Genomic DNA, 23,608 nt, shown 5'->3' with positions numbered 1-23,608 from the left:
AGAAGAGGCGAAGCGCTACTGCTTCACCACTTTCACATTGTAGGTGGCTGCCGCAATGCGCGCCTTGAGCACATAGATGCCCGGTGCCAGCGCGGCAGCCGCTTTAATAGGCAGCTCGTGCGGGCCGGTGCTCACGGTGCAATAGTCCTGCCGGGCCACGCGCCGGCCGGTCACGTCATACAGCTCCAGCAGCACCGGTGCGCTGTTCGGCAGCGTGGTGCGGAACAGCAATTCGTCGTTGAAAGGGTTTGGGAATACCTGGGGCTCGGGTGTGGGGCCGCCGGCCAGGGTGGCGGTGGGCACGGCGCAGGTACCGGGCATGTTGGCGTCGAGCCAGGCCAGGCGCTGGCGTATCCAGCTTTTCATGGCCGCGATTTCGGCGGGGTAGCTGGCCGGAATGGGGGTGGGGTTGGGCCAGGTGTACACGCCCAGAATGGGCCACACGGTGAAGTGCCGGGTCTTGGCCTCGTTGAGGTGGGCAGCCGTGGTGTCGATGAAGGCGCTGAGGGTATCGGCGTGCAGGGTGGTGCGGCGCAGGGTGGTCCAGCGGCACTTCAGGGCGTTGGCAAAGGCAGGGTCTTGCAGCAGGCGCGCCCACCAGAAGGGAATCTGGTTGGGGTCGGTGGCGCACACGGTGTTGAAGTTGTAGGCCCAGCCGGTGGCCAGGTTGCCGGCGCAGTAGTTGGCGTTCCACCAGGCAATGTTGTAGTCCCAGGCCGGCCCGGCGTAGAGCCTGCCGCCGTCGCTGCGGCGCTTTTTGTGCAGGAAGGTGCTCAGACGCAGGCCGTCCACGTTGCGCGTTACTTCGTTCAGCAGGAAATAGTCGACGAAGGAGTTGACGTCGATGTACTTGGCGTAGCCCGTGGTGGGGTTGGCAAAGTTGGGCGAAGCCAGAGCCGTTTCCACCGAATCGACGTAGGCCTGGAGGTAGCGGGCCTGCTTCGGTACAATGTTCACATCCTTGGGGTACTCGTAGAGAAAGCGGATGGTGCGACCACCGGACGACAAATGCGTCGAGTTCCAGCCGGTGTTGCCGCCGCTGCCGGTGGGCTTGTCAATCTTGAAAATGTAGCCGCCCGTGAGCTTGTTGCCCACGGTATCCACGGGGTCCACCTTCTTGATGTTCACCCGGTCGGCGCCCCGCTTTATTTTCTCCATCATCACGTAAATGCCCTTGTACTGCCCGTTCAGCACCAGCTCGCAGTACCGAGTGCGCGAGGCATAATGACCGGTTTTGTTGGCAATGTCGAAGGTCAGTACATTGCGCATGCAGGTTTTGTCGTCGTAGGGAGCATACAGAATCCAGGCGTTTTCGGCGGGCATGCCCAGCACCGTGGTGTCATGCTCGACGTTGCGGGCGTCGCGGGTTTCGATGCTGTAGGACTTCTGGGGAAAGCTCTGCGAGGTGCTGCCGCGCAGCTCAATGCCAATCTTGTTGTGGAAGTCGTTGAACGGGTCCGTAACGAGGTTGCGACGGCCCCGGCCGTTGTTGATGATGCCCATGTAGGCGTCAATCTTGGGGTCATCCACAATGGGCTGGCCCTGGGTATTCACCACCACAATGGGCAAATTTGAGGAGGTGAAGACGAACGGCGGCGCGGGCGCATTGCCAAACGTGAGTTGCCACGAAACCACTTGGCCCACGTCGCCGGGCGAGGTATCGCGCACCAGCAACTGCCAGGTATTGTTGGCATTCTGGCCGTTGTTCACCGTGCCCAGAATGCCCTGGGGCCGGAAATTGCCACTAAACGGCGGTGCGCCCGCCGAAATAATATTCGTGGCCGTGCTATTGAAACAGGTGCCCGTGTAGTTGTCGCCGCTGCCGCCGTTGTTTACCGACAGGTCGAGCACGGTGCCATCGGGGGCCTGCAATTGCAGCAGCAGGTCGCCTACCCAGGGGTGCGTGATGGTAACGCACACCGATTGCAGCCCAAACGTGCCGTTGATGGTGGCCGGCGTCAGCCCCCGCACCGCTACCGGAAAGCTGGTCAGCACGTCGTTATCCGGAATGGCTCCGCCGATGCCCATAATCGTTTGGGCGTGGGCAAACCAGGAGCAGCATAGCAGGCAAAGGAAGAGTAAGCGTGTTTTCATACAGGGCTTTAGGGAGTGAGTAGGAAGCCCCAAGGTACATCCGGCAAAGCCCCTTTCAGACTTGATGAAGCAATTTTTCATGCCGTGCCAGGCGCACCAGCCGGAACAACAGTCCCGACTCAGCACACGCGAGTACTGATTCTTCGGCCACCAATAGGATATCTTTTAGCATCAGTAGGATAACTGCTAAGTGAAGTAGGATATCTTTCAGGGCGAGTAGGATATATTTTATCGAGAGCACCATGTCGGGGCCATTGAGTAGGATATCTTTCAGCGCCAGTAGGATATCTGCTGGCGGCAGTGGCGTATCGGGTCCAAATTAGCTCACACGCCCAGCCAGATGGCCGCCACCACGCCCACCACGCCCAGCCCCAGCAACAGTGCGTAGAGCGGCCCCACAAAGCGCAGCCATTGGTCGAATCGTATCCCGCAAATGGCCAGTATGGCCAGCAATGACCCATTGGTGGGCGTAATCAGCTCGCAGAGCCCGGCCGCGTACTGAAAGCAGAGCACCACCACCTGGCGCGACATGCCAATCAAGTCGGCCAGCGGAGCGAAGAGGGGCATGGTGAGCGTGGCCTGCCCACTCACGCTGGGCACGGGCAGGTGCAGCGCCGTTTGCACCACCATCATGCCCAGTGCCGAGAGCGTGACCGGCAAATGCGCCAGCGGCGCCGACATCCCCTGCACGATGGTATCGACGATGTGCCCCTGCTCCAGCACCACGAAAATGGCCCGCGCAAACCCAATCAGCAGCGCCGAAAAAGCAATGTCGCGGAAGCCCGTCACGAAGCCCTCGGCCGTGCCCGATAGCCCCATGCCGCCCAGCAAACCCGCGCCCACGCCCAGCACAAAAAACAGTGCCCCCATCTGGTCGAAATCCCAACCCAACCGCACTACCCCGTAGCCGAAGATGGAGAAGCACGCCAGCAGCAACAGCAGCACCGCAGCTTCTCTGTTCAAGCCTTTTATCAGGATATAAATGCCGAGAGCGAACGACAAAAAAGATGCTGCTGCGGCAATTACACCGATTTCGGTGTGCACTTGCAAAAGCGAAGCAGCCAAAGGATAGAAGAACCAAACACTGGCAGCCAGCATCAGCCACCCGGTGCTTTTGGGAATCTGCGTGCCAGTAGCTTCAGGGGCCACTTCCTCAGCTGTCACGTTTTCCTCAGTTGTCACATCGGGCGCGATGCGGTGCCGCGTGGCGTGGCGCATGGTGCCCGCAATCCAGAGCCCCACCGCCGGCAGCAGCAGCGCCAGCCGGAACCCGCCGCCCGAGAGCAGCGGCAGCAGCGCCAGCTTCTGGGCAATGCCCACCTGAAACGGGTTTATTGGACTGAACGCCGCGCCTACAATGGCCGCCCCAAGGCTGGCCGCCACCGCCGTGATAACCGGGTAGCCCAGCCGCCGCATCAGCACCAGCAGCACCGGGATAAGGGGAACCACTTCCTCGCCCATGTTCTCCAGCGCGCCCATGGTGGCAAACAGGAGGCTCACCACGGGTATCACGAGCACCTCGCGGCCGTGGGCGCGGGCCAGCAGCCAGTCAACGCCGTGGCGCAGCGCCCCGGTCTGGTCGAGCACTGTGAAGGCCCCGCCCGCCAGGAAAATCAGGAAGATGACGCCCGCCGCATCGGCCATGCCCTTGGGGATGTCCACCAGCATATCGAGCGGGCTCACCGGCGTGGCTGGCACTCGCTGGTAGGAACCGGGCACCACCACTTCGCGGCCGTCTGCCTGCGCACTCTTCTGGCGGGCAAACTGGCCGGCTGGCAGCACGTAGCTCAGCGCCGCCGCCAATATGATAAAGCCCACCAAAAGCACCAGTGGGTGAGGAAAGCGAAAGGTATTCATGCGCAGGAGGAGGTAATCAGGGAACAAAAGAACGACCTGCGGAGCTTGTCGAGGCAGCCCTGCTGCGAGCGTAAGTAGATTTAGTATTGTGGTAGAGCTGCTCCAACAAGCTCCGCAGGTCGTTCTTTTGTGCCTTGTTCTGTTTCCATCCGCATGACCATCACCGCCTTCAAAGCCCTGCACCAGTGTCGCCAGACCGAGTACCTCGCCCGGCACGGCACCCGCCTGGCTGAGCGTGAGGAAGACAGCTTCGACCTGACGCTGTATGCCGTGGAGGGCTTTTATGCCGAAACCTGGCGCAGCAGGGGCGAGGAGCACATCCTCTTCATCCACGTTTTCCAGAAGCCCGCCGGACTGGGCGACTACCTCAAACTGGTGCGCCTGCCGGGCAATCTGGGCAATACCCTATAAGTTAGTAAGCAGGCCGCTGATTACCTACAGCATTCGGAATATGGCGGGTTTGTGCGCAATTTAGGGCATCTTCCAATCCACACCGTTTGCCCATGCCATTCCGCTACTGTTGGCTGTTGCTCCTGTTGCTGGGCGCCGCCCCAGCCAGCCACGCCCAAACGCCCACCGATACCGTGGCCCGGCAGCTCGATGCCAACCTGCGCCAACTGCTGGTGAGCCCCACGTTTCGCGTGGTGCAGGTGCGTACCGAAATGGTGCAGGACCTGCAGCACAATCGGGTAGCCCGCCTGCCGGGCCTGCTCGACTACCTCCAGCACCGAATTATGTTGGCTGATTCCATTGGCCGCATCACTAAAAACGAGCGGGCGCTGGTGTTGGCGGCGGCTGGTCAATTTCGGCCGTTGCTGGCGCAGGTAGCCGCCGACCCGCCTTATTACGGACGTAGCTGCCTTGTACCCTGGCCCACACCGCCTACCGACGGCCTCCAGCAAGCGGCCCAAACCTACGTAGCCGCCCACCTCGACAGCCTCGTGCAGGCCGCGCGGCAAGCCCACCTACCCACCGCCGATTCTATCTTCCTAACGCTCTACCTACCAATACTGGCGAACCCCCACGAAACCATTTCGGATTCGCTCAATGCCGGGCTGCGGCGCTTCGTGCGGCGCTACCCGAATTCGGCTTTGGTGCCCACAGTGAAGGGCAGCATCCGCTACGAAATCATTCCTTCTTCCATCACCCTGGGATTGAATTTTAGCCTGGGCGCCACTTTTTTGCAGGGTGGGCTGGCTGATGCTTTCACCAACTCGGTGCGGCTGGGGCTGGGCGGTGAAGCCAGTTGGAAGCGCTACGTGCTGTATCTACGGGCCAGCACCAGCAACCTGAAGCCCCGCACCACCTACACCTTTGGCAACGCCGTGTGGCTCGACGACCAAGGTCTTAATATGGCCCAGTACGAGCTTTTGGTGGGATACTGCGTGCTCGAAACCAAGTGGTTTCGGGTGCTGCCCTTCGCCGGGGCGTCGCTGCTCGAAATAGCGTCCTACAAGGTAAACAACCAAATTAAGCCCGAAGCCGACCACCGGCTCTGGTTCGGGCACCCGCTCACCGCGGGGCTAAACATGGAGCTGAACTTCAGCAACGAGCGGCGCTTCGGTCCCGGCAAGCTGGGCACCGAAGGCTGGTTCGTCCAGGTCCGCAATGGCTGGCGGCAGGCCCAGGCCCTGGCCGGGCCGCCCACGGCCGGCAGTATTTACTTTTTCGAAGTCGGGGTTGGCGGATTTGCCCGCAACGCCGGCACACGCCGCTGAGCCCCCGGCCATTGCGCAGCCTTGCTGTGGGTTCTGCCATCTTTATTTTTGTTTCAACGGCCCAATTATTCATTCCTGAGCGTCTCATTCTTCATGCAGGCCATTCTTTTTTGCGGCATCCAGGCCAGTGGGAAGAGCACGTTTTACTGCCAGCGGCTGCTCAATTCCCATGTCCGCATCAGCCTTGATTTGCTGCGCACGCGCCACCGCGAAGCGCTGCTGCTGAAGTTTTGCCTCGACACCCAGGCAAAATTTGTGGTCGACAACACCAACCCCACGATGGCAGAGCGGCAACGCTACATCGGGCCCGCCAAGGCCGCCGGGTACGCGGTGGTCGGCTACTACTTCAGCTCCTCGGCCAGTGAGGCGCTATTGCGCAATCAGCAGCGCTCGCCGGCCGAGCAAGTGCCGGCCGTGGGCATTCGGGGCACGCGGGCCCGGCTGGAAATGCTGAGCTTTGCCGAGGGGTTTGATGAGCTGTACTTCGTTCGAATTGCCGACGATGACCGCTTTGTAGTCGAACCCTGGCAACTATGAAATTCGACGACCTTGATTCCCGCCTGCGGGTGTTCGAAACCGCCCACGACCACTGCGCGCTGCCCGGGCTCTACCTGGTGGCCCGCCTCGATGGCCGCAACTTCACGCGCCTCACCAAGGAGGTGCACAGCTTCGAACGGCCTTTTGATGAGCGGTTTCGCGACCTGATGGTGGGCACTGTGCAGCACCTCATGCAGTGCGGCTTCCGGGTGCGCTATGGCTACACCGAAAGCGACGAAATCTCCTTGCTCCTCGACCCCGCCGAAGACACTTTTGGCCGTAAGCTGCGCAAGTACCACAGCATTCTGGCCGGCGAGGCATCTGCTAAGTTTTCGTTGCTGCTTGGCAGTATGGGCACGTTCGACTGCCGGATTGCGCAGCTACCACGGGCTGCCGACGTAGTGGATTATTTCCGCTGGCGTGCTGAAGACGCCCTGCGCAATGCCCTCAATGCCCATTGCTATTGGCTCCTGCGCACCGAAGGCGCGACCGAAGTAGGGGCCACGCTCCAGGTAAGCGGCCTGAGCACCGCCGACAAGCATGAGCTGCTGTTTCAGCGGGGCATCAACTTCAATAACCTGCCCGCCTGGCAAAGACGAGGGCTCGGCATCTATTGGCGCATGGCCGAGCGCGAAGGTTTCAACCCCGTGACGCAACAGCCCACCCAAACGCTACGCCGCGAGCTGCACACCGACTTTGAATTGCCCGTGCGTGAGGCGTACATGCAGTTTATCGAGGGATTTATCAGCGAATAGCTGCTCTATAAGGACAACTATTGGGAAAAAGTCGGGGAGGAGTTTCTGCGCTGGGCCGGGCTGTGGGGCGAATCAAAGTAAGTATGAGCGCCTGCAGCAACCAGCAGGCTATTCAGGCCGGTCCACGTCGATGATTTGGTCTTTGTTCTGCATGATTTGCAACTCGAACTGCGTCATCGAGAAGGGCTCCTTGCTATACTTCTCGGGCGAGTTAAGCTCGCTGAGGGGGTGGCGGTTGTCGATTTCATACTCGTTGGCCACCAGCTCTACAGTGTTGCCTTTGGCGCTTAGTACTTTCAGCAGCGAATACTTGGTGCTGTCGCCGGGTGAGTGCACGGTGTAGATATCACCGGCGCGGGGCGCGGCCAGGTAAGCCTTATTGGCGCGGGCATCCCGAGTGGCAGCCACGGCTCCCCAGGCAATGAGAAGGGCAATAAGGCCCAGGCCCGACCAGTGCCACCACGGGGCGCGGGTTTGCTTTTTGAGGTCGGCCACGGCGGGTTGCAGCGCGGCGGGAGTGCCTTTGGTGTCCCAGGCTTGCTGGCAATGGGCGCACTGCACCACGCTGGGTTTGCTGTAGGGGAACAGCGGAATCCAGTAGATGTGCGCGTAGCGGCTGAACACGCTCAGCTGCAAGCTTTCGGGGGCGGCACAGGCTGGGCAGGCCACGCCGGGCAGAGGCGCGGTGCGCACGAGGGCGCCGTTGGTTCCGTAAAAAATCATGGAAAAGTAGTGGGTTAACTCAAGTAAAATGGAAAAGGAAGTGGGGAGGCGGCAAAGTAAAGAAACGTTTCCCGCAGAGACCATAGCGTACGTCAAAATGCCTGCTATCCTAAACGCAGGGCGCAGGACCTTGGCACGGCCGAATGCCCTTCGTTCGATAAGATTCCAGCCGCGAAAAGGTCCTTTGCCAAGAGGCTGCTTGAGGTAGCAAAAACGGGCTGGAGCATTGTGCCCCGCAGCTGCGGTTCAGCTCGTAATCAGGGCAAATTATCCATCGCAAGCCGACGCGCAGCTTTGAGGCACATCCAAACATAGCATTTGGGCTAAACTCCGTCGGCGCTACCTTGCCGGGTATGAAACGCTTCTTGCCACTTGCCTTCGCGGTACTCAAGTTCGTGTCTGGCTACTTCCTCATCAGTTCGGCCTATGACCTTCAGCGCGATGAATACCTCTACCTCAACCAGGGCCAGCACCTGGTCTGGGGCTACCTCGAAGTGCCGCCGCTCATCGCGGCGCAGGGCTGGCTGAGCCTGACGCTGGGCGGTGGTTTTTTCTGGGTGAAATTCTGGCCGTTTCTGTGGGGCGCGGCCACGCTCTACCTTGTGATGCGGCTGACGCAGCGGCTGGGCGGCAGCTGGTTTGCCACGGCGCTGGCGGGCACCTGCTACCTGGGCACGGCTTTCGCCCGGCTCAACCTGCTGTTTCAGCCCAACTCGTTTGAGGTATTCGGCTTCGTATTTTGTCTGTACTGGCTGGTGCGGTATTTCCAGGAGGAGAGGCCTAGGTTTCTCTACCTGCTGGGGCTTGGTTTGGGTTTGGGCCTGTTGAATAAATACTCCACGCTGTTTTTCATCGCGGCGCTGGGTGGGGCGCTGCTGCTCACACCCTGGCGGCGCCTGCTGCTGAACCGGCATTTCTGGGGCGCAGCGGGGTTGGGACTATTGGTCTGGGCACCCAATCTGGCCTGGCAAATTGGCCACGGCATCCCGTTTCGGCACCATATGGCGCTGCTGCACGACAGCCAGTTGGTGCACGTGTCGGCCCTGGACTTCTGGAGGCCACAGCTATTGATGTGCCTCACGGCGCTGTGGGTGTGGGTGCCAGGGCTGCTGGCGCTGCTATTGGAGCCGGCGTTTCGACCGTATCGGGCGGTGGGCTGGGTGGCGGTGCTAGGCGTGGGGCTGCTGTTTGCGCTGCACGGCAAGGATTATTACGCCCTGGGCTACTACCCGGTGCTGTTCAGCTTTGGCGCGTGGTGGTGGGAGTTGCGCATCAAGCGTTTTGGGAGGCTGGATGTACAATGGAAAAGATTCCTCCAGCCGGTACTGGTGGCCTTGCCGCTGCTGCTTATGCTGCCGCTACTGCCCTTCATATACCCCTTGCGTGTCCCGGCCAAAATGGCGGCCCTGCGCCCCCGTTACGCCAGCCTGGGCTTCTACCGCTGGGAAGATGGCCAGAACCACGACCTGCCCCAGGACTACGCCGACATGCGGGGTTGGCGCGAGCTGGCCAACCAAACCTGGGCCGCTTACCAGTCCCTGCCCGACTCGGCCCGCGCCCACACCCTCATTCACTGCGCCAACTATGGCCAGGCCAGCGCCCTCAACTACTTCAACAGCCACCGCGCCATCCCAACTGCCAACAGCCTCAACGGCAGTTTTCTATTCTGGTATCCATTCCAACAATTGCAGCAGTACCAGGCCATCCTCATCATCGACGACGAGTTTCACCCCGAGCTGGCCTCCCATTTCACCCAGTACCGGCGCTTTGCCAGCATCACGGACCCGTACGCCCGCGAACAGGGCACGTCCGTTATTATCGGTCTGCAACCCGATGCCGCCGTGCAGGCCCAAATATTAATGGAGTGGCAAAAAGGATTGGCAGAATGGGAGAGTGGCGGGAGATGAGGCCCCGTCCGCTCGCTATCCCCTAAAGCCAAACTCCGCCACGCTGGCCCACGGCCCGCCGCGATATTCCCACAGGTGCAGCCCCGTACCCAACGCTTCAAATGGCGTAAAATCGGCCTGCATTTCGGCCAGTAATTGGCGGGCTACCGCAGGGTCGACCTTGTTCTGGATGGTGACGTGGGGCTGAAGCTTCTGCTGGTCCTGGGGCGTGAGGCGCGGGGCAAATGCGGCTTGCAGCTGGCGGTGTAGGGCGCGCAATTCCTCATTCTCCAGCAGGAAGGCTACCCCCCGGCCCAGCGAGCGCAGGCCCGTAACCTGAAGTGGCAACGGGCGCTGGGCGTTGCTCAGTTGCCGCAGGGTGGTGCTGATGTCGGCCAGCTCGTGGCCGGGTAAGTGGTGAAACAGCGTGAGATGGGCCGCCAGGTAGTTGATTTTTGGTGGAAAATGTTGCTCCCGCAAGCGGTTGAAATACGTTTGGGACGCCGCATCCAGCGTCAGGGTGAGGATGAGCGGAGCAGGTTCGGTGGGCAGCATAAATACGGGGGCGGGCAATTCTTTGGGCCTTACGAAAACCACCGGTAAGCCGATGGATTTAGCCGGATTTTAACCGGCTACTGCTACTTGTAAAAATGGCCTGATAATACATTTTAAGCGGTTTTGCTGGACTTATTTGGCCTGCAAAAGTGTTGGTAAATTATCCGCCACCAACCTGCTTTTATGCTCCCTGCCAGCTCCTTGGTTTCCCTTTCCGATACCCTGCTCACCGACCAGCCCGTGCCTGCGCCACTGGCTCCGCGCACCCACTCGGCCAAGCTGTGGCTGCCCCAGCGCGTAGTGTTCACGCCCGATGCCCTGGACGAAGAGTTCGGCCAGCAAATTCTGGCCCGCGTCTCGGCTCAGAACCTGGAGGTAGAGCTGCTGAAAAGCAACCGCCTCACTGGCCTGCGCGACCCCGGCGGCGACGTGCGCGCTACCTACCGCACCGCCAAAAATACCCTGGCCGTGGTGAAGGCCCCCGCCGGTGCCTTGCGCCTGCAACCCACCCCGCCCTCCGCCGACTGGCAGCTGAACCTGGCCGAAGGTTGCCCCGCCCACTGCCAGTACTGCTACCTGGCCGGCTCCCTAAGCGGCCCTCCGGTCGTGAAAGCCTTCGCCAACCTGCCCCAGCTGCTGGCCAATACTGCCAGCTACGAGCAGTCCGGCCGGGTGGTCAGCTTCGAAGCCAGCTGCTACACCGATGTGCTGGGCATCGAACACCTCACCGGCAGCCTGGCCGAAGCCGTGCGCCATTTCGGCACCCGCGAAGGGGCCCAGTTGCGCTTCGTGAGTAAGTACGACCACATTGGGCCGCTATTGGGCCTGCCGCACCAGGGCCGCACGCGGGCTCGCTTCTCCCTCAACGCCGAGCCCGTAGTTCGGCGTTTGGAAGGCGGCACCGCCTCGGTAGAAGCGCGGATACAGGCATTGCGCCGCTTAGCATTGCCGGCAAGTGCGGGCGGAGGGGGCTACCCGGTGGGCGTGGTGCTGGCGCCCATTATGCCCATTCCCGGCTGGCAGCTGTATTACAGTGAGCTGTTCGACCGCCTGCAAAACGCCCTGAATTTCGACTGCGACCTGACCGTGGAGTTCATCACCCACCGCTTCACGCCCGGCTCAAAAGACGTCCTGCTGCAGTGGTACCCCAACACCAGCCTGGACCTCGCCGAAGAAGGCCGTGCCGTGAAGCGCAATAAGTTCGGCGGCCTGAAATACGTGTACCAACCCGAGCAAATGCGGGAAATGAAGGCGTGGTTTTACACCGAGTGGCAGCGCCGCTTCCCCAACGCCCCCGTGCAGTACTGGACGTAAAACGTGAGCAGTGTCTGTCGTCCTAAGTTCCGCTCAGGATGACAGATACTGCTCACGTTTTACTTTTACCCCATGCATTCCTACACGCTCCTGATTCAACACGCTGCGCAGGTTCTGACCCTGGCCGGTGGCCCTACTGACCGTCCGCTGGCTGGCCCCGACCTTGCCGGCTGGACTATTATCGAGTGGGGGTACGTGGCTTGTGTGGACGATAAAATCGTGGCCGTCGGGCCGATGGATGAGCTGGACCTGGCCCGCATCAGCCCCGAAACCCGCCTCATTGATGCCACCGGCTGCGTGGTGATGCCCGGCCTGGTGGAGTGCCATACCCACCTCGTGTTCGGCGGCAACCGTGCCCACGAATTTGAGCGCAAGCTGCGGGGCGAAAGCTACCTCGACATCTTGGCCAGTGGCGGCGGTATCCTGAGCACCGTGCGCGCCACCCGCGCCGCCTCCGAAGCCGAGCTGCTGGAAAATGCCCTACACCACTTGGCTGGTTTTCAGGCTTACGGCGTGACCACCGTGGAAGCCAAAAGCGGCTACGGCCTAGACCGCGACACCGAGCTGCGGCTGGTGCGCGTGGCCCGCCAGGCGGGCCGTCAGCAGCCGGTGCGGGTGGTGCCCACCTTCCTGGGAGCCCACGTGGTGCCGCCCGAATTTAAAGCGGCGGGCCCGCAGGCTTATGTCGACTTTATTTTACGCGAAGTGCTGTCGGACCTGAAAGGGGAGGCGGCCTACGTGGATATTTTCTGCGAGCAGGGCGCGTTTCCGCTCGATGTGTCGCGCTACTACTTGGAGCAGGCCCACAAAATGGGCTTCGGCCTGAAAATCCACGCCGAGCAACTGCACGACCTGGGCGGCTGCGAGATGGCCGCCGCGCTGGGCGCTACCAGCGTCGACCACTGCGACTACCTCACGCCCGCCGCCGCCCGCCGCATCGCGCAGCAAACCCAGGGGCAAACCGTGGCCGTGCTGCTGCCGCTGGTGCCATTATTTCTGCGCCAAAGCCAGTATGCACCCGGCCGCGAGTTCATTGACAATGGCTTGCCCGTGGCCCTGAGCACCGATTTCAACCCCGGCTCGTGCCCCAGCAAAAACCTGTGGCTGGCCCTATCGGTGGCCTGCCTCAAAATGGGCTTCACGCCCAAGGAGGCCGTGGCCGCCGCCACCCTCAACGCCGCCTGGGCCATCGGTCACGCGGCCGACTGCGGCAGCCTGGCCCCCGGCAAGCGCGCCGACCTGCTGGTGCTGAATGTGGGGAGCGTGGCCGAAATCCCGTACTGGCTGGGCGAAAACCCAGTGCGCGAGGTGGTAATCGGTGGGCTATAGCACCTTTGATGACCCCTGGTAAAGATTTGAGGCCACCCCTTAAACGTTTAAAGGCCCTACGCAAAGAATGAAATAGGTTCCTCAAACGTTTAAGGGGCCTATTTACGGGCTTGAGGACCATCGTCAAACGTCTGAGGGAACCCCTGAAATGTTTGACGAGGGTCCTCAAATATTTCAGGGACCTGCTTAAAGTGCTGAAACCGTCTATAGTTGACGGATGCGCTGCACCACTTCGGCACTGCTGAGGGCTTCCAGCGTAGGAGCCATGACCACATTAGGCTGCCAGTTATAACGCTGGGTGCCGAAGTAGAACTGGCCATCCCGAATCTGAATCACGATGGCTTGCACGTCAGTTCCATTCGGGAAGTGGTTTTCCCACAGGGTGGGGTCGTTGGTGCCGAAAGTGCGGCAAAGGCTGGTGTAGCCAGCTGGGCGCAGGTAAACCCTGCTCTCGGAGGCCCCGGCCGGCACCCGCACCTGGTTCCAGGTCCAAACGGCATTGCTGGTGGGACGCCAATACTGGTCAAAATTGGTCCAGCTAATGGAGTCGAGGGGCAGCACGGCGGTGTAGAGGCCGCTGCTGGCGGGGAGAGAAGGCCAAAAAAACTGTCCTTGTGGATTGACCTGTAAAGCGGCCGGCTGCCATCCAACCGAATCAGCTTTGACTGGGAGCGCGCCATTGGCCGCAAATGGCAGCTTCCACAAAAACATACGGGTGGTGTCGAGCCCACTGGCAGGGACGGGAGTAGAGAGTGTCGGTTGTGGAGTATTAGCGGTGGTCACCGACCGCTGCCACTGCAGGCGGGTCGCACCCTGCCAAAACTGGATATTGAACTCGCCTGCTGAAACCAGCAGGGCATTGGTCCTACCTCCTACGTCGGTGTGCAGACCAGCCAATACCATGTCGCTCACCGAGTGCAGCTCCCGTACCCGGAGTGTAGCCTGGCCCGTAGCCAAGGTGCCGTTGGGTAGGGCAAAGGAATTGGCCGGGAAGGAGATAGTAGCTCCGCCCGTGGTGCGCAGGGACTGAGCCCGGCCCAGGTCGAAGGTAAAGGTCTGGACGGCCGGCGCGGCGGCGCGCAGGTCGGCGAAAGTAGCCGTGGCTAACGGGTCGCAGATAATGACGTCGTCTTTGCGGCAGGCGGCCAGCAGGGCCACGCCCAGGCATAGAAAAGCAAGTTGCTTCATGAGTTGAAAAGGAAAATATGTGAATCCCTGAGGTGTGGGTGCCTTCCAGCCGCTGGCCAGCCAACCGAAAGCAGCCCACTTGGGTAATTAGGGCAAGGTGTAGGAAGCGCCCAGCAGGGCCGTGCCGCCCAGTAAATGGCGTCGGGAATATGCCGTGGTGCTCTGGGCCAAGGGGGTGAGCATGTAGGTAGCCGTGGGCTGCGCCAGCAGCTCCCAGCGCCCGTTGAGGCGGTAGCGCACCTCAGCTCCGAGGCTGGCGCCCACGCTCACGCGGCGGTACGGGCTGCCCGTGAGGCCCCAGGACTGGGTTTGGCAGGCGCAGGTGCTGCCCTCAGTGCTGCTGCCGCCGATATAGACGGCCACATCGGCCCCGGCCAGCAGGCCCACGCTCCAGCGGGGCGTGAGGGGCCGGGCGTAGCCCACCCGCAGGGGCAGCGTTACGAAGCGGTAGGTATCGCGGCGGTGAATACTGGTAGTGGCTGAATCCTGGCTGGGGGCCGTGTTTGCCACGCTGCCAACTCTGGTCGTGACATGTACCTGCTGCAGGGCCAGCCGGGTGGCATACTCAGCGTAGCCCAGGCCGGCGCTCAGCGTCCAGCGCTCGGTGAGGGAGCGGCGCACATTCACCTGGAAACCGCTGCCCAGCGCCGGGCGCTCCAACTCCGCGACACTGGTGGTAGATGAGGTACGCGAGCTAAAGGAAGTACCCGGACTTGAGGAAGGGCTGGTGGTACCGATACCACCAGATGCCGGACTGCTTAGCTGCCGGTAGGTGAGGGCTGGGCCGGCCAGCACCTGCACCGCCCAGCGCGGCCGCACCGAAGCCGGCGGCTCGTTGGGCGCCACGGTTGCTGCCTGGGGCTGCGGCAGCGCCGGCCCGGCCGCTAGCTGCAGCGCCACGGCGCGGGCTTGCAGCCAGTCTGGGCCTGATGCCGTGGCCAAGCCAGTGCTGCTGAAGGATTTTACAGTAGCTTCTGGCACTCCATCAACTGATGCAGCAGGAGCTGCTGCGGCTGGCTGGCCGGTGGCCGATTGTACCCGTGCAGCTGCCGAACGCGCCGCTATGTCTCGGGCCGTAGGTCCGGTTAAGGGCTGGCGTTTGGCCGACTGCCTGCTCAGTGCAGTAGCTGCGATAGAGGCGCCCGGTGCCCGCCGCGCTGCTGATTGCCGGGTAGCTGCCGCTGTTTTTGCGGCCGTCCATGGGCTAGTAGTACCCGGTTTTTTAGATAAATTCGCGGCCACTTCATTGCCCAATGAGTGCTGGTTCAGGCCTTGCCCTTGCCGGGCGGCAGTTCCGCCCGAAATGGTGGCTACCGTCGCGCCATCAGTGGCTGGCTCGTGCGCCTGACGCTTTGGTGTGCGCCGCACCGCTAGTGGTTTGGAACCGTCTATCAGCGCACCAGCCACCACGGCTTTCGAAGCCATTTTTGCACCAGCCGCGGCGCTGGCAACTGAAGCAGCTGCACCATTGCGCGCTATTGGGCTGCCAGTTGCCACGCCCGAATTCCCGGCACTCACCTCGTTGCTTCGGCCAGTCGAAGGCACGGAGCCAGCCGCTGTACTGGTCCCTGCTAGACCAGGGCTTAAGGTTTCGTCAGGCGCAGTTGGTTGGGCAGAGGCAGAAGAAGCAGGCGTAATGGCACGTTCTCGTTCAGCTTGCGAATGGGCTAATGCTGATTTCTGATTGCTTAGTTCAGCGTTTTTTGAAGTCAAAATCGCCAGTGGCGAATTGGCAGAGCCGCTGTTCTTTGGCTGCTGCCACCAGTGCCAGCCCACGCCACTGGCCGTTGCCAATAGTAGAAGCAACAGCACCACTGAGGCTCGCCGCCGTTTGGGGCGTAGCTGCGGCTGGGCCACTGGTGGCGGCAGCTGCGCCCGAATGCCGGCCCACAGCGGCGCCGGCGGCTCCTGGCCGTAGTCGGCCAGGCGGTCACGCAGGGCATCGTATAAGTCATCGGGTTCGCGGTCGGTCATGGCAATTGAGTGTGGTGTTGGGCCGCCAGGCGGGTTTCGAGCAGCCGGCGGGCCCGGGCCAGCTGCGATTTGGACGTGCCCTCGGCAATGCCCAGCAACTCGCCGATTTCCTGGTGCGAGTAGCCCTCCACGGCGTAGAGGTTGAGCACCGTGCGGTAGCCGGGAGGCAGGGTAGCCAGCAGCGCCAGCAGGTCGGCAGTGGCCAGATGGTCGAGGGCAGAGGGCTCGGCAGTGGGCAAGTCGGCGGCCAGTTCATCGAGGGCCTCGCCACCGGGGCCGGGATGGCGCAGGCGGTGCTGCTCCAGGGCATGCAGCGAAGTGGTGACGGCGATGCGCCGCGCCCAGGCCTCGAATGGTCCCTGCCCCCGGTACTGGTCGAGGCGGGTGAATATTTTTACGAAGGTGTTTTGCAGGGCATCTTCGGCTTCGTCCCGGTTGGGGCAATAGCGCAGGCAGACGCCCATCAGGGAGTAAGAAAGTTTTTGATAGAGTTGGTACTGCGCTGCCGATTCGCCCCGCCGGCACGCAGCCAGCAAAGCCTCATCAACCAGGGTAATGGATGGCGGCATGCAGAGGAAAACTAGTAGTGAAGGCGTGCGGTACCGGCCCGCCTTATGCCCCCCTGACCGGCCAGTAGTCGGCAGGGTTGCGTGGGCCCAAAAATATTTCTGAAAATACTAGCTGCTGGTTACTAAGGCGGTTTCGGAATCAGCGGCAAGTAGCGCGAACTTTCCGTTCGTGTCCCTGCGCCATTCGGGTATCGTCCAGGGACTCGAACTGAAAGATTGCGCTACGGCCCGGCCGGTACATGGATGCCGAAACGGCCCGAATGCTTGGGTTTGTGGTAGTCAGGGTTTCTAAATCAAGCCCTTTCGCTGTTACTTGCCAGCCAATATTTCCCTCCCTCGATTTGATGAAAAAACTACTGTTCCTGCTGTGGTCTGCCAGCATTGGCGTTGCAGCTGCCCAAACCAGCGGCAATCCGGCCCAGCGCGATTTAGTTGAGCAAGGCGTGCGCCTCTACGACGATGGTAAGTACGACGAAGCCGTAACCAAATACCAGCAGGCACTGGCCACCGACCCCGCCGATGAAGTGGCCAACAGCGAGCTGGCGCTCACTTACAACGCGCTGCATCGCTACGCGGAAGCTGCCGCTGTGTGCGAAAAGCTGCTGAAAACCAATCCCGAAATAGCAGGCAGCGTGTACGTAACCTACGGCAATAGCCTTGACGGCCAGAAAAAGGTGAAACAGGCCCTGCAAGCCTATGACGACGGACTCAGGCACCACCCCAACTACTACGCCCTGTACTATAACAAAGGCATTGCCCAGGCTGGCAGCGGCGAAGCGGCCGGTGCCATTAGCAGCTTTCAGCAGTCGGTCCTGCGCAACCCGAACCATGCCAGCTCGCACATGAGCCTGGGGCTGGTGCAGTCGCGCACCGATGCGCGCATCCCGTCCATTCTGGCCCTGGCGCGCTTTCTGGTGCTGGAGCCGGGCAGCCAGCGGGCCACCCAACGCCTGCCGGTGCTCGACAAGGAAATGATGGCCGGGGTTACGCAAACCGGAGAACAGGCCATCACCATCAGTCTATCGGAAAAAGCGGTGAAAGATGCGGGCCGCAAACGCGAAATCCCGGACAATTTCGGGCAGGCCGAGCTGGTGCTGGCGGCCGCCGGCGCGCAAAATCTGGGCGAGGACGGCCAGGCCGTGAGCAGTATGGAGCGGTTTAGCAAACAACTCACTGTTCTCTGTGAGGACTTGGCCGAGCTAAGCGCGAAAAAGCCTACGGGCTTTACCTGGGGGTATTACGTGCCCTATTTTGTCGAGCTGGAAAAGAAGGGCTACGTGCCGGCACTCACCTACCTCATTCACTCTTCCCAGACCGATGCGCCCGAAGTTCAGCAGTGGCTGGTGGCCCATCCCAATGAGGTAGCCGTGTTTCGGGAATGGTCCAAAAACTACCTGTGGCCCAAGCCCCTCAAGTAGCAAAAAGGACAGGCATTCGTAATGCTAACCAGTCGTGTGCTCATTGATTGCATCAGGGAGCTGGCGCGCGTTTGCAATGTGCTGCCACTTTGCAGCTGTTCATCGCCGGCCCGGCCCGCCACTAAAAAAGCCACGGTTGTCGGGCTTTGGGAGTGAAGAGCCGGGCTTTTGCAGTCACCCGTCGACCTTTTGGAGCGGCATTCCGAGCTTCTGCCGCGGAAACCCGATAAAGAAGCCTGGAGCCCCACCGAAATACCCCGGCGTATCACTAAAATAGCCTGGCCCACCGGGTTATTTCATCCACGTCCCGGGCTTTTCTGACGGCGCGCCGGGGTCGGACCCCGGCGCGCCGTCCCCGACGGGCGGCGCTAGTGCCACCGCCGCCGTATCCTTGCCAACAGAAATCAACCCTCCCCGAACCCGTGCTCCGCTACTTCCACATCGATGCCTTTGCTCAGGCGCCCTTTACCGGCAACCCAGCTGGCGTTTGCCCACTCGAAACTCCTTTGCCGGCTGCGCTGATGCAGCAGCTCGCGGCCGAAAACAACCTGGCCGAAACGGCTTTCATCGTGCCCCGTGCCGGAACGCCGGCCGAATACGACATCCGCTGGTTTACGCCCGCCGTGGAAATTGATTTGTGTGGCCACGCCACTCTGGCCTCGGCGCACGTCCTGTTCACGCACCTCAATTTAGCGGGCACCGAAGTCACATTTCACAGCCAGAGCGGCCCGCTACGGGTCACGCGCGAAAGCACCAGCCGCCTCACCCTCGATTTTCCCTCTCGGCCGCCGCAACGCCTCGAAACGCCGCCCGCCACCTTGGCCGAAGCCCTGGGCGCGGCCCCTCACGCCGTGCTGGCCGCCCGCGATTTGGTTGCCGTATTTGCTACTGAAGCAGAGGTGGCTGCCCTGCGTCCCGATATGGCCGCCCTAGCTGCGCTCGACTACACAGGCATCATCGCCACGGCTCCTGGCACGGGCGAAATTGACTTTGTATCGCGCTTTTTTGGCCCCCGCGTGGGCGTGCCCGAAGACCCCGTTACCGGCTCGGCGCACAGCACCCTCATCCCATTCTGGGCCACCGAGCTGGGCAAGCCTGAACTGCGTGCCCGCCAGATTTCCGCTCGTGGCGGCGACTTGTGGTGCCGCTTGCGCGAGGGCGAGCGGGTCGATATCAGTGGCTACGCCGTGACGTATGCGGTAGGGGAGTTGCTGGTGGCTTTTAGTTAAAACAGGATATTGTTTTCTGTTAATCAGGCGTTGGTGAGCAATAAGCTGATACCTTTCTACTGTTCATTAGCCCATTTTCGAATGATGAAAGCTTTCCTATTTCTGCTACTGATAAGCTGTGCCAGAAGCGTAGCAGCCCAGACAGCTCCCGCTGCCCACGACTTGGTTGAGCAAGGCATCAAGCTTTACGATGCTGGCCAGTACGCCGAAGCCGAGGCCAAATACAAACAAGCCCTAGCCATCGCGCCCAACGATGCCCTGACCCTCAGTGAGCTGGCATTGACCTACAACTCCATGGGCCGTAACAAAGAGGCTGCGGGCATTTGCGAGCAACTGGTGAAGGCGGACCCCAATGCTGACCAAAGCGTCTACGTAACCTATGGCAACAGCCTCGATGCGCTGAAAAAGACCAAAGAAGCCATCCACATCTACGAGGATGGGCTGAAGCACCATCCTGGTTCGAGTGAACTCCACTTCAATATGGGAGTGGCCCAGGCCACCAGCGGCCAAGTGCCGGCCTGTATCGGCAGCTTTCAGCAGGCCATTGCGCTGAGCCCCAACCACGCCAGCTCCCACATGAGCCTGGGCGTGATGCAGCTAGCCAACCAGTCGCGCATTCCGGGCATCCTGTCGCTGGGGCGCTTTCTGGTCCTGGAACCGGGCAGTGCCCGCTCCGCGCAGCGCCTTCCGATGCTGGATAAGGCCATGTCCCTGGGCGTGACGCGCACAGGCGAAAAGTCTATAGCCATCAATATATCCAGCAGTGCGCTGAATGGCACCAATGGCAAAAGCGACGGCCCCGACAATTTTGGCCCGGCCGAACTGCTGCTGTCCATCACCCGGGCCAGCACCCTCGACAAAGGTGTTCCGGCACTGAGTAGCCTGGAGCAGTTCAGCCAGCAGTTTGCTGCGCTCTGCAAGGGGCTGGGGGAATTGAGTAGCAAGCAACAGGGCTTCACGTGGAATTACTACGTGCCGTACTTCGTCGAGATGGAGAAAAAGGGCTTTGTGCCGGCGTTCACCTACCTCAGTCATTCCTCCCAAACCGAGGTGCCTGCGGTGCAGAAGTGGCTGGCGGCCCATCCCAACGAAGTAGCCGTGTTTCAGGAGTGGTCGAAAAACTACGCCTGGCCGAAGGCGCTGAAGTAGCTGGGTAGGTAACTTGCTAAACGGGTTTGCTATAAAAAAATCATCAGATAGAAATGTCAATTCCAAAAAAAGGAACAAGAAAAATAGTTGTTGGGGGTGAACACTACTTATGGCTCATCCGAAGAAAAGCTACATACCTTCAAGCTGATTATGGAGATGGTTGCCTCCATGTAGCAATTGAACTTGCTGAAGAGCCGGGCACGACGCTTGTGGTACATACCGATAGAAAGCACCCAAAAGATTGGGGAACCAATGAGGTAATGCCGGTAATACCATCTGATATTTCTCAATGGATATTACAAGCACTGGAACTGGATTGGAAACCACAAGAATCAGGACCCCAACTATCTGTTAGAGTAGAGGGAAGCGAAATGAGCGTTGCAGGATAAACCACAGCTGCTTTGCTACTTAGTAGCTGCTTTTTTCTTGCCTGAACTCGTGCTGGCGCCCAGCCGCTCCGGGTTGTCGGCCAGGAACTTGCCCCAGCTTTTGCCACCACTCACGCCCGCATTGTTGCCCTTCTGGTAGTGGTGGCACATGGCCACGGAAAGCGCATCGGTCGCATCCAGAAACTTGCTGGCCTCGGCAATGGGCGGCAGCGTGAGGGTTTGGCGCAGCATATGGGCCACCTGCTCCTTCGTAGCCGAGCCGGAGCCCGTGACGGACTGCTTCACCTTGGTGGGTGCGTACTCCACGTAAGGAATCTGGCGCGACAGGGCCGCTGCGATGGCCACGCCCTGCGCCCGGCCCAGCTTGAGCATGCTTTGCACGTTTACCCCAAAAAACGGGGCTTCGATGGCCAGCTCATCGGGCAGGTATTCATCAATCAGCTCCAGCATGCGGTCGAAAATCCGCTTTAGCTTTACGGCGTGATTCGACCCGAGCGCCTTCATATTGATAACGTCGTAGCACAGCACATCCACGCGCTGGCCGCGCACCTCAATCAGGGCGTAGCCCATAATCTGGGTGCCGGGGTCGACGCCCATGATAATTTTGGGCAGCAAATCCGGGGCGGGAGCGGGGCGGGGGCGAAGGGGAGCAGGCATCTGACACAAAGTTACAACCCCAGCCAAGGGGTTCCGCCAGCCGCTGAAGTTTCAGCCCCTACTTCGGCAACAACTACTGCCGACACCGGACCCAACCCTGGCCCGGCCGAACCCGAAACCCGGCGCGCCCGACAGTGGCGGCGGCTGGTGTTCTGGGGCAAGATTGGGGTGACGCTGCTCACGCTGGGCCTGCTGTACAATTCCATTTTCGCCGCGCCCGATACGGCCGCCGCCTGGCGGCAGCTGCTCAGCACTACGCTGGGTGGGGCCGGGCGCGGGCCGGTGCTGCTGGCCCTGGCCCTGGTGCCCCTCAACTGGGGCCTGGAGGCCTGGAAGTGGTACCGCCTGGCCCGGCACCTGGAGCCGGTTACGTTCGGGCGCAGCTTCCGGGCGGTGCTGGTAGGCCTCACGCTGGGCTTCGCCACCCCCAATCGAGTGGGCGACTACGCCGGCCGCATCATCGAGCTGAAAAGCCGCCGGGTGAGTGCGCTGGGGGCGGTTTTTCTGGGGCGCTACTGCCAGCTGGTGGCTACGGTGCTGGCCGGCATGGCAGGCCTGCTCTACTTTCTGCTCACCTTTTACTTAAAAGGCTACCCGGCGGCGGGGCTGGGCGTGGCGGCCTCGGCGGTGCTGCTGAGCGCGCTGGTGCTGGTGCCGTTGTACCGCTCGCGGCTGCTGCTGGCGGCGTTGGGCGTGTGGCGGCCGTTGCGGCGGTTCCGGCCGGCGCTGGCCATCATGCCCACCTATCCGGCGCGGGCGCTGCATGCGGTGCTGGCCATTTCGGGGCTGCGCTATGCGGTGTTCTGCGGGCAGTTTATGCTGCTGCTTGCGGCCTATGGGGTGCGTGGGCCGGTAGGGCCAGGCCTGGCGGCGGTGGCAGGCACTTTCTTTTTGAAATCATTGGTGCCCTCGCTCAATGCCCTGGCCGATGTGGGCGTGCGGGAGCTGTCGGCCACGCACTTGTTCGGCCTGCTGGGCCAGCCGGCGCTGCCCGTGCTTTCGGCTAGTCTGAGCTTGTGGGTCATCAATATTGCGCTGCCCAGCGCTGCCGGGCTGCTGCTGGTGCCAGGCCTGCGCGTGCTGCGCGAGAAGCGCGCCGGGAAATAATGACAGTCCTGCAAATCAGCCTGCTGGCATTCCCCGTAGCCTACGCCGCCGTGATGGTTTGGCTACGTAGCGGCTGGGACGCGTTGCTAAATGCGGAATCTGGAATGAAGCATGAGGAATCGGTAGATGATAATTCCGAATTAAAATTCTCCGTTCTCATTGCTGCCCGCAACGAGGCCGAAGCCCTGCCTCAGCTCATCCGCGACCTTGTGGCCCAAACCCTGCCCGCCGCGCAGTTTGAAGTGCTGATTGCCGATGACCACTCCACCGATGCCACCGCCGCGCTAGTCGCTGCGGCTGCGCGGGAAACTGGCTTCACCCTGCGTTTAATCAGCTTGCCGGCTGCTCAGACCGGTAAAAAAGCTGCTTTGCAAGCTGCTTTGCAAGCGGCTCGCGCTCCCTGGCTCGTGTGTACCGACGCCGACTGCCGACTTGGTCCCGGCTGGCTGGCGGCCTACGCGGGACTTATGATGCAAAAGCCGTCGGCTAATTTCATCAGCGGGCCGGTGCTGCTTACGGGACCGGATACTTTTTTTGCCGCGCTTATGGGATTGGAATTTGCTGGCTTGGTGGGAGTGGGCGGCGCCTGCCTGGCCCGTCAGTACCCCACCATGTGCAACGGCGCTAACTTAGCCTACCGCCGCACCGCCTTCGACGCCGTGGGCGGCTACCTGGACAATAACCACCTGGCCAGCGGCGACGACGAGTTTCTGCTCCATAAAATGCATGCAGCCTTTCCCGGCACGGCGCATTTTCTGACCGATGCAGGGGCCATTGCCCGCACGGCCGCGCCCCCCACGTTGCAGGCACTGCTACGGCAGCGGGTGCGCTGGGCCAGCAAGTGGCGCCATTACCAGAGCGGGGCCTCGCGCTACTTGGCGCTGTTAGTGCTAGGGGCTAATGTGGCGCTGGCGGTCGGGGCCGTGGCGGGACTGTGCCGGCCGGCGCTCTGGCCCTGGGTGCTGGCTGGCTGGGCCCTCAAGCTGGGGGCTGATGCGTGGCTGCTGGGGCCAGTATTGGGGTTTCTAGGGCGGCGCGAGTGGCTGTGGGGACTTATGCCATTGCAGGTGCTGTATGCGCCGTATGCACTGGCGGTGGGCTTGGCGGGCCTGCACGGCGGCTACGAGTGGAAGGGCAGGGCAGTGCGGTAGCCGCTGCTC

General features: G+C 61.5%; 21 protein-coding genes. 13 read left to right on the top strand and 8 right to left on the bottom strand.

Translation table 11 applies throughout. The features are described 5' to 3' along the window. Positions 1-15: 15 nt before the first annotated feature. Together J4E00_RS03935 and J4E00_RS03930 are read right to left on the bottom strand one after the other, a co-directional pair. Complete coding sequence (locus J4E00_RS03935) at positions 16-2,094, bottom strand: CotH kinase family protein (RefSeq protein ID WP_208173700.1); 2,079 nt, start codon at positions 2,092-2,094, stop codon at positions 16-18. 324 nt (positions 2,095-2,418) lie between these two features. After that, positions 2,419-3,951, bottom strand: a complete 1,533-nt coding sequence (locus J4E00_RS03930) for a YfcC family protein (RefSeq protein WP_208173699.1) — start codon at positions 3,949-3,951, stop codon at positions 2,419-2,421. Between the two features lie 153 nt (positions 3,952-4,104). Between J4E00_RS03930 and J4E00_RS03925 the strand changes: the two genes are divergently transcribed. The 4 genes from J4E00_RS03925 to J4E00_RS03910 all read left to right on the top strand — a co-directional run bounded on the left by J4E00_RS03925 (position 4,105) and on the right by J4E00_RS03910 (position 6,961). Beyond that, entirely contained in the window at positions 4,105-4,362 is a 258-nt protein-coding gene (locus tag J4E00_RS03925) for a hypothetical protein (RefSeq protein ID WP_208173698.1), read from the top strand. 92 nt (positions 4,363-4,454) lie between these two features. Beyond that, positions 4,455-5,669: a hypothetical protein gene (locus J4E00_RS03920; RefSeq protein WP_208173697.1), complete on the top strand. Its 1,215-nt coding sequence runs from the start codon at positions 4,455-4,457 to the stop codon at positions 5,667-5,669. A gap of 93 nt (positions 5,670-5,762) precedes the next feature. Next, positions 5,763-6,206 carry an AAA family ATPase gene (locus J4E00_RS03915; RefSeq protein WP_208173696.1) on the top strand — a complete coding sequence of 148 codons (444 nt, stop codon included), beginning with the start codon at positions 5,763-5,765 and terminating at the stop codon, positions 6,204-6,206. After that, the gene (locus tag J4E00_RS03910; RefSeq protein ID WP_208173695.1) at positions 6,203-6,961 is read left to right on the top strand and encodes a tRNA(His) guanylyltransferase Thg1 family protein; all 759 of its coding nucleotides are present in this window, start codon (positions 6,203-6,205) and stop codon (positions 6,959-6,961) included. Before J4E00_RS03915 ends, J4E00_RS03910 begins: the two co-directional genes overlap by 4 nt. 108 nt (positions 6,962-7,069) lie before the next feature. Here the strand turns inward: J4E00_RS03910 and J4E00_RS03905 are convergent, their stop codons facing one another. Next, entirely contained in the window at positions 7,070-7,684 is a 615-nt protein-coding gene (locus tag J4E00_RS03905) for a hypothetical protein (protein ID WP_208173694.1), read from the bottom strand. Positions 7,685-8,037: 353 nt separating this feature from the next. Between J4E00_RS03905 and J4E00_RS03900 the strand changes: the two genes are divergently transcribed. Continuing rightward, positions 8,038-9,591: a glycosyltransferase family 39 protein gene (locus J4E00_RS03900; protein WP_208173693.1), complete on the top strand. Its 1,554-nt coding sequence runs from the start codon at positions 8,038-8,040 to the stop codon at positions 9,589-9,591. Positions 9,592-9,606: 15 nt separating this feature from the next. Here J4E00_RS03900 and J4E00_RS03895 read toward each other — a convergent pair whose 3' ends face one another. After that, the gene (locus J4E00_RS03895) at positions 9,607-10,125 is read right to left on the bottom strand and encodes a 2'-5' RNA ligase family protein (protein WP_208173692.1); all 519 of its coding nucleotides are present in this window, start codon (positions 10,123-10,125) and stop codon (positions 9,607-9,609) included. Positions 10,126-10,308: 183 nt separating this feature from the next. Between J4E00_RS03895 and J4E00_RS03890 the strand changes: the two genes are divergently transcribed. Together J4E00_RS03890 and hutI are read left to right on the top strand one after the other, a co-directional pair. Then, positions 10,309-11,439 (top strand): spore photoproduct lyase family protein, encoded by a 1,131-nt coding sequence (locus tag J4E00_RS03890; protein ID WP_236049400.1) that lies wholly within the window; start codon positions 10,309-10,311, stop codon positions 11,437-11,439. A gap of 72 nt (positions 11,440-11,511) precedes the next feature. Further along, positions 11,512-12,768: an imidazolonepropionase gene (gene hutI, locus J4E00_RS03885; protein ID WP_208173691.1), complete on the top strand. Its 1,257-nt coding sequence runs from the start codon at positions 11,512-11,514 to the stop codon at positions 12,766-12,768. A 204-nt stretch (positions 12,769-12,972) separates the two neighbouring features. Here hutI and J4E00_RS03880 read toward each other — a convergent pair whose 3' ends face one another. The 3 genes from J4E00_RS03880 to J4E00_RS03870 all read right to left on the bottom strand — a co-directional run bounded on the left by J4E00_RS03880 (position 12,973) and on the right by J4E00_RS03870 (position 16,499). After that, entirely contained in the window at positions 12,973-13,956 is a 984-nt protein-coding gene (locus J4E00_RS03880; RefSeq protein WP_208173690.1) for a hypothetical protein, read from the bottom strand. 87 nt (positions 13,957-14,043) lie between these two features. Continuing rightward, positions 14,044-15,930 carry a hypothetical protein gene (locus J4E00_RS03875; RefSeq protein ID WP_208173689.1) on the bottom strand — a complete coding sequence of 629 codons (1,887 nt, stop codon included), beginning with the start codon at positions 15,928-15,930 and terminating at the stop codon, positions 14,044-14,046. Beyond that, complete coding sequence (locus J4E00_RS03870; protein WP_208173688.1) at positions 15,927-16,499, bottom strand: RNA polymerase sigma factor; 573 nt, start codon at positions 16,497-16,499, stop codon at positions 15,927-15,929. Before J4E00_RS03870 ends, J4E00_RS03875 begins: the two co-directional genes overlap by 4 nt. Before the next feature lie 344 nt (positions 16,500-16,843). On the opposite strand from J4E00_RS03870, the gene J4E00_RS03865 reads away from it, so the two are divergent. From J4E00_RS03865 to J4E00_RS03850, 4 genes are all read left to right on the top strand, one after another. Continuing rightward, positions 16,844-17,917, top strand: a complete 1,074-nt coding sequence (locus J4E00_RS03865) for a tetratricopeptide repeat protein (RefSeq protein ID WP_208173687.1) — start codon at positions 16,844-16,846, stop codon at positions 17,915-17,917. Positions 17,918-18,339: 422 nt separating this feature from the next. Next, the gene (locus tag J4E00_RS03860) at positions 18,340-19,146 is read left to right on the top strand and encodes a PhzF family phenazine biosynthesis protein (protein ID WP_208173686.1); all 807 of its coding nucleotides are present in this window, start codon (positions 18,340-18,342) and stop codon (positions 19,144-19,146) included. Between the two features lie 81 nt (positions 19,147-19,227). Beyond that, positions 19,228-20,295, top strand: coding sequence for a tetratricopeptide repeat protein (locus J4E00_RS03855; RefSeq protein WP_208173685.1), 1,068 nt, complete (start codon positions 19,228-19,230; stop codon positions 20,293-20,295). Between the two features lie 53 nt (positions 20,296-20,348). Further along, positions 20,349-20,684: a hypothetical protein gene (locus tag J4E00_RS03850; protein ID WP_208173684.1), complete on the top strand. Its 336-nt coding sequence runs from the start codon at positions 20,349-20,351 to the stop codon at positions 20,682-20,684. Positions 20,685-20,699: 15 nt separating this feature from the next. Here the strand turns inward: J4E00_RS03850 and ruvC are convergent, their stop codons facing one another. Next, the gene (gene ruvC / locus J4E00_RS03845) at positions 20,700-21,341 is read right to left on the bottom strand and encodes a crossover junction endodeoxyribonuclease RuvC (RefSeq protein ID WP_208173683.1); all 642 of its coding nucleotides are present in this window, start codon (positions 21,339-21,341) and stop codon (positions 20,700-20,702) included. A 147-nt stretch (positions 21,342-21,488) separates the two neighbouring features. Between ruvC and J4E00_RS03840 the strand changes: the two genes are divergently transcribed. Both J4E00_RS03840 and J4E00_RS03835 read left to right on the top strand, forming a co-directional pair. Next, positions 21,489-22,448 (top strand): lysylphosphatidylglycerol synthase domain-containing protein, encoded by a 960-nt coding sequence (locus J4E00_RS03840; RefSeq protein WP_208173682.1) that lies wholly within the window; start codon positions 21,489-21,491, stop codon positions 22,446-22,448. Continuing rightward, entirely contained in the window at positions 22,448-23,599 is a 1,152-nt protein-coding gene (locus tag J4E00_RS03835) for a glycosyltransferase (protein ID WP_208173681.1), read from the top strand. The genes J4E00_RS03840 and J4E00_RS03835 overlap by 1 nt, the downstream gene beginning before the upstream one ends. Positions 23,600-23,608: the final 9 nt, after the last annotated feature.

Source organism: Hymenobacter negativus (genome assembly GCF_017571495.1).
GTDB lineage: Bacteria > Bacteroidota > Bacteroidia > Cytophagales > Hymenobacteraceae > Hymenobacter > Hymenobacter negativus.
This window is presented reverse-complemented; position numbering and strand designations above follow the sequence as displayed.

What these genes read in the sequence shown, in the direction of transcription:
- J4E00_RS03935 (WP_208173700.1), bottom strand. Translation starts at nt 2,094, where the DNA reads ATGAAAACACGCTTACTCTTCCTTTGCCTGCTATGCTGCTCCTGGTTT.
- J4E00_RS03930 (WP_208173699.1), bottom strand. Translation starts at nt 3,951, where the DNA reads ATGAATACCTTTCGCTTTCCTCACCCACTGGTGCTTTTGGTGGGCTTT.
- J4E00_RS03925 (WP_208173698.1), top strand. Translation starts at nt 4,105, where the DNA reads ATGACCATCACCGCCTTCAAAGCCCTGCACCAGTGTCGCCAGACCGAG.
- J4E00_RS03920 (WP_208173697.1), top strand. Translation starts at nt 4,455, where the DNA reads ATGCCATTCCGCTACTGTTGGCTGTTGCTCCTGTTGCTGGGCGCCGCC.
- J4E00_RS03915 (WP_208173696.1), top strand. Translation starts at nt 5,763, where the DNA reads ATGCAGGCCATTCTTTTTTGCGGCATCCAGGCCAGTGGGAAGAGCACG.
- J4E00_RS03910 (WP_208173695.1), top strand. Translation starts at nt 6,203, where the DNA reads ATGAAATTCGACGACCTTGATTCCCGCCTGCGGGTGTTCGAAACCGCC.
- J4E00_RS03905 (WP_208173694.1), bottom strand. Translation starts at nt 7,684, where the DNA reads ATGATTTTTTACGGAACCAACGGCGCCCTCGTGCGCACCGCGCCTCTG.
- J4E00_RS03900 (WP_208173693.1), top strand. Translation starts at nt 8,038, where the DNA reads ATGAAACGCTTCTTGCCACTTGCCTTCGCGGTACTCAAGTTCGTGTCT.
- J4E00_RS03895 (WP_208173692.1), bottom strand. Translation starts at nt 10,125, where the DNA reads ATGCTGCCCACCGAACCTGCTCCGCTCATCCTCACCCTGACGCTGGAT.
- J4E00_RS03890 (WP_236049400.1), top strand. Translation starts at nt 10,309, where the DNA reads ATGCTCCCTGCCAGCTCCTTGGTTTCCCTTTCCGATACCCTGCTCACC.
- hutI (WP_208173691.1), top strand. Translation starts at nt 11,512, where the DNA reads ATGCATTCCTACACGCTCCTGATTCAACACGCTGCGCAGGTTCTGACC.
- J4E00_RS03880 (WP_208173690.1), bottom strand. Translation starts at nt 13,956, where the DNA reads ATGAAGCAACTTGCTTTTCTATGCCTGGGCGTGGCCCTGCTGGCCGCC.
- J4E00_RS03875 (WP_208173689.1), bottom strand. Translation starts at nt 15,930, where the DNA reads ATGACCGACCGCGAACCCGATGACTTATACGATGCCCTGCGTGACCGC.
- J4E00_RS03870 (WP_208173688.1), bottom strand. Translation starts at nt 16,499, where the DNA reads ATGCCGCCATCCATTACCCTGGTTGATGAGGCTTTGCTGGCTGCGTGC.
- J4E00_RS03865 (WP_208173687.1), top strand. Translation starts at nt 16,844, where the DNA reads ATGAAAAAACTACTGTTCCTGCTGTGGTCTGCCAGCATTGGCGTTGCA.
- J4E00_RS03855 (WP_208173685.1), top strand. Translation starts at nt 19,228, where the DNA reads ATGATGAAAGCTTTCCTATTTCTGCTACTGATAAGCTGTGCCAGAAGC.
- J4E00_RS03850 (WP_208173684.1), top strand. Translation starts at nt 20,349, where the DNA reads ATGTCAATTCCAAAAAAAGGAACAAGAAAAATAGTTGTTGGGGGTGAA.
- ruvC (WP_208173683.1), bottom strand. Translation starts at nt 21,341, where the DNA reads ATGCCTGCTCCCCTTCGCCCCCGCCCCGCTCCCGCCCCGGATTTGCTG.
- J4E00_RS03835 (WP_208173681.1), top strand. Translation starts at nt 22,448, where the DNA reads ATGACAGTCCTGCAAATCAGCCTGCTGGCATTCCCCGTAGCCTACGCC.